Source organism: uncultured Wocania sp. (genome assembly GCF_964021735.1).
Lineage (GTDB): Bacteria > Bacteroidota > Bacteroidia > Flavobacteriales > Flavobacteriaceae > Wocania_A.
Map to the genome: position 1 here is coordinate 1 of NZ_CAXIBN010000218.1, position 4,561 is coordinate 4,561.

A 4,561-nucleotide genomic window follows, 5' to 3' on the forward strand; every position below is an offset into this window, starting at 1 on the left:
CCAATCTCCTCAATAAACTTATCAGCTAAACCATCGGCTTCTTCTTGCGATTTTGCTTCGGTATAAATTCTAATAATAGGTTCGGTATTACTTTTACGTAAATGCGCCCAACTTTCGGCAAAATCTATCTTTACACCATCAATAGTAGTTAATTGCTCGTTTTGGTAACGATTTTCTATCGTTTTTAAAATACCATCAACATCTAAATCTGGTGTTAATTGTATTTTCTTTTTGCTCATAAAATAATTAGGATAGGTTTTACGCAATTCACTAACACTCATTTTATTTTCTGCTAACAAACTCAAAAACAAAGCGACACCAACCAAAGCATCACGTCCGTAATGCGAATCTGGGTAAATAATACCACCATTACCTTCGCCACCAATAACTACTTTATTTTGTTTCATCAGTTTTACCACATTAACTTCGCCCACTGCACTGGCTTCATAAGTACCACCATGTTTTTCGGTAATATCTCGCAATGCTCTGGTTGAGCTCATATTACTCACAGTATTCCCTGGGTTTTTACTTAGCACATAATCCGCACAAGCAACCAATGTATATTCTTCACCAAACATGTTTCCGTTTTCGTCCATAAACGCTAAACGATCAACATCAGGATCTACTACAATACCAAAATCGGCATTTTCTTTAACTACTGTTTCAGATAAATCTCCTAAGTGTTCTTTTAAAGGTTCTGGGTTATGTGGAAAATGCCCTGTTGGATCACAAAATAATTTAACCGCATGTACCCCCAATCGCTCTAAAAGCAACGGAATAGCAATACCTCCAGTCGAATTAACACCATCTACAACAACCTTAAATTTAGCTTCTTTAATAGCTTGTGTGTTTACTAATGGCAAACTTAAAACTTCATCAATATGCAAATCTATATAAGCTTCATTTTTTGTTATTTTCCCTAAACTATCCACATCAGCAAAATCCATAGTATCACTTTCAGCAATCTCTAAAATTTTTGCACCTTCAACTGCATCTAAAAACTCACCTTTTTCATTTAAAAGTTTTAAAGCATTCCATTGTTTTGGATTATGACTTGCTGTTAAAATAATACCACCATCAGCATGTTCCATAGGTACGGCAATTTCAACGGTTGGTGTTGTAGATAAACCTAAATCAATCACATGAATTCCTAAACCAACCAAAGTATTCATTACTAAATTTTGAATCATTTCACCAGAAATACGGGCATCTCTACCTACTACAACACGATAATTTTCCTTTATACGTTGTTGCTTTAACCAAACACCATAAGCCGATGCAAATTTAACTGCATCAATAGGTGTTAAATTATCGCCTACTTGTCCGCCAATAGTTCCTCTAATTCCTGAAATTGATTTAATTAATGTCATTATTAATACGTTTATATAAAAAATTAAACGCAAATATACGATTACAAAATGGTAATTGTTAAATCGTAATTCGTAAATTTCACAAATGAATTACTTAGCGCATATTTATCTGTCAGGCGAAAACGATTTAGTAACAATTGGTAACTTTATTGCAGATAGTATTAAAGGTAAACGGTATAAAAAGTTTTCTAAAGATGTGCAAATAGGTATATTATTACACCGCCATATTGATACATTTACCGATGCGCATAAAACTGTACGAAAAAGCACGAAACGCTTACACAAAAAATACGGACATTATTCCGGTATTATTGTCGATATTTTATACGATCATTTCCTAGCAAAAAATTGGAACAAATATTCTGACATATCTTTAGATGATTATGTAGAGACCTTTTACAATTCGTTAAAAGAACATTATAATATACTACCTCCTCACATTCAAAAAATGATGCCTTATATGATAACTGATAATTGGCTGCTTAGTTATGCATCTACCGAAGGTATTTCTAAAGTTTTAGAAGGCATGAATAGAAGAACACAAAACCGTTCTGGAATGAACGAAGCTATAAACGAATTAGAAATATTTTATACAGATTTCGAAAACGAATTCACATCTTTTTTTAATGAACTTATCGAATTTTCTAAACTCAAATTAAAAGAACTAAACACCAAAATATGAGATATTTAATTTCACTTTTTCTAATTTTATCTATAACTATTTCTTGTAAAAAGTCTAAAACTTCATTGCCAGAAAAAACTTCAAAAAGAGGTTTAATTACTCAAAAAGCTATGGTGGTTTCGGCACGCGTGGAAGCCTCAAAAATAGGGAGTGATATTCTTAAAAAAGGTGGTAATGCATTTGATGCTATGGCAGCAACCGAATTAGCTTTAGCTGTTTCTTTTCCCTATGCTGGAAATATTGGCGGTGGTGGTTTTATGGTTTACAGAAAAAATGATGGAGAAATTGGTGGTATTGATTACCGAGAGAAAGCACCGTTGGCAGCCACAAAAGATATGTATTTAGATGAAGAAGGCAATGTAATCCCAGAAAAAAGCACTTTGGGAGCCATGGCTGTTGGTGTTCCGGGAACAATTGCTGGCGTGTTTGAAGTTCATAAAAAATTAGGGTCGCTACCCATTGAAGATATTTTAAAACCAGTAATTGCCTTGGCTCGCAAAGGTGTTGTGGTTACTAAAAAACAGGAACATAGAATTAAACATTTTCAGCCCTATTTTAGAAAAGCAAATAAAGATTCGATTCTTTTAGAAAACTCGTGGAAAGAAAATGATACCATAAAGTATTATGCTTTAGCAAATACTTTGGATCGCATTTTAGAAAATGGTAGAGATGAATTTTATAAAGGTGAAACTGCCAAAAAACTCGCCAAATTCATTCAAGGTAATGGTGGTATAATTACCGAAGAAGATTTAGCAAAATACGAAGCAAAGTGGCGCACACCAATAACTTTTAGCTACGACGATTTAAAAATTATATCCATGTCGCCGCCATCAAGCGGTGGTATTTGTTTGGGTCAAATTATGAAAATGGTTGAACCTTTTCCGTTAGATGAATTCGGGCATAACTCACTTAAAACCATTCAAGTGATTACAGAGGCAGAGCGACGTGCTTATGCCGATAGAAGTTTTTATTTAGGCGATCCAGATTTTGTAAGCATACCAGGTAATACGTTAATTGATACTGAGTATTTAAGCGGAAGAATGCATGATTTTTCATTTGAAAAAGCCACGAAATCTAGTGATGTATCACACGGAAATATTCAAATTATTGAAAGCAATGAAACGACTCACTACTCTATTGTCGATCAATTTGGTAATGCTATTGCTGCCACAACAACTATAAATGCAGGTTTTGGTTCAAAATTATATTGCTCAGAACTTGGATTTTTCTTAAATAATGAAATGGACGATTTTAGCAGTAAACCTGGAGAACCTAATATGTTCGGATTAATAGGTGCCGAAGCCAATAGTATTTCACCGCAAAAACGAATGCTTAGTTCAATGACACCAACTATTGTTGAAAAAAATGGCGAGCTATTTATGACTTTAGGTACTCCGGGTGGTTCAAGAATAATAACTTCTGTTTTGCAAACTATTTTAAATGTACATGAATTTGATATGACGATGCAAGAAGCTGTAAATGCACCACGTTTTCATCATCAATGGTTACCCGACGATATTAAAATGGAACCTAACGCTTTTGATACAAATTTGATAAATCAGCTTGAAAAATTGGGGTATACTATCAATGAAAAAGATGCGCCAGTAATTGGTAAAGTCGACGGAATCATGGTTTTACAGGATAAAACGTTAGAGGGTGGTGCAGATCGTCGAGGTGACGATACGGCTGTCGGTTTTTAACATTTTTCCTTCTCTTAGTCGGTTGTATTTAATAATTTAGCCTTCTAATTATCTATCGTATAAAGCTAGGTAACAAAGGTTTATTATTGTGAAACCCAAGTCAAAGTCAAAAAGAATATTCAAAATTGCAACAGGAGTCATTATATTCCTCACACTCCCTAGTATACTATTTTTTGGTTTCGTTTTTTTTAAATATAATGAAGATCTTCCAACAGGCATTCAAGGGGAAAAAGCAGATGCACTCGCTTACAAAATGCTTGATGCTTTAGATTATGAGGCTTATAAAAATACTAGTTATATTGAATGGACTTTTAAAAAGCGACATCATTTTGAATGGAAAAAAAATGAAGGTATTTGTGATGTGTTTTGGAAAGAATATCGTGTTAGCCTAAATCTTAAAGATTACACAAAAAGTAAAGTGTTTGTGCATAGTTTTAAAATGAAGGGTGAAATGGCAGAAGAATTAATTAACGAAGCCATTAAAATTTTTAATAACGATTCGTTTTGGCTTGTTGCACCGTATAAAGTATTTGACGAAGGTGTTGAACGCAGATTAGTCAAATTAAATAATAACGAAGAAGCCCTCTTAGTAACGTACACATCTGGCGGCACAACTCCAGGTGATTCTTATTTATGGTTATTTGATGAAACTGGTAAACCAAAAAGCTTTAAAATGTGGACGAATCTACTTCCAATCGATGGCTTAGAAGCCACTTGGAGCGATTGGATTACAACAGAGAGCGGTGCTCAATTACCAACTTTTCATAAACTATTAGTTATCGGGCTTGAAATGGGTGTTGTAAAAGGGA

Annotated in this window: 4 protein-coding genes; 3 read left to right on the forward strand and 1 reads right to left on the reverse strand. The window is 34.0% G+C overall.

Features of this window, described 5'->3' with window-relative positions; translation table 11 throughout:
- Positions 1 to 1,370, reverse strand: a 1,370-nt coding sequence (gene glmM / locus AADI82_RS13850) for a phosphoglucosamine mutase (RefSeq protein ID WP_341217020.1), incomplete at its 3' end; no start/stop codon positions are given.
- An 85-nt stretch (positions 1,371 to 1,455) separates the two neighbouring features.
- Here glmM and AADI82_RS13855 point away from each other — a divergent pair.
- From AADI82_RS13855 to AADI82_RS13865, 3 genes are all read left to right on the forward strand, one after another.
- The gene (locus AADI82_RS13855) at positions 1,456 to 2,052 is read left to right on the forward strand and encodes an acyl carrier protein phosphodiesterase (protein ID WP_341217021.1); all 597 of its coding nucleotides are present in this window, start codon (positions 1,456 to 1,458) and stop codon (positions 2,050 to 2,052) included.
- The gene (gene ggt, locus AADI82_RS13860; RefSeq protein ID WP_341217022.1) at positions 2,049 to 3,752 is read left to right on the forward strand and encodes a gamma-glutamyltransferase; all 1,704 of its coding nucleotides are present in this window, start codon (positions 2,049 to 2,051) and stop codon (positions 3,750 to 3,752) included. Before AADI82_RS13855 ends, ggt begins: the two co-directional genes overlap by 4 nt.
- A gap of 88 nt (positions 3,753 to 3,840) precedes the next feature.
- Positions 3,841 to 4,561: hypothetical protein (locus AADI82_RS13865; protein ID WP_341217023.1), on the forward strand; the 721-nt coding region annotated here is incomplete at its 3' end.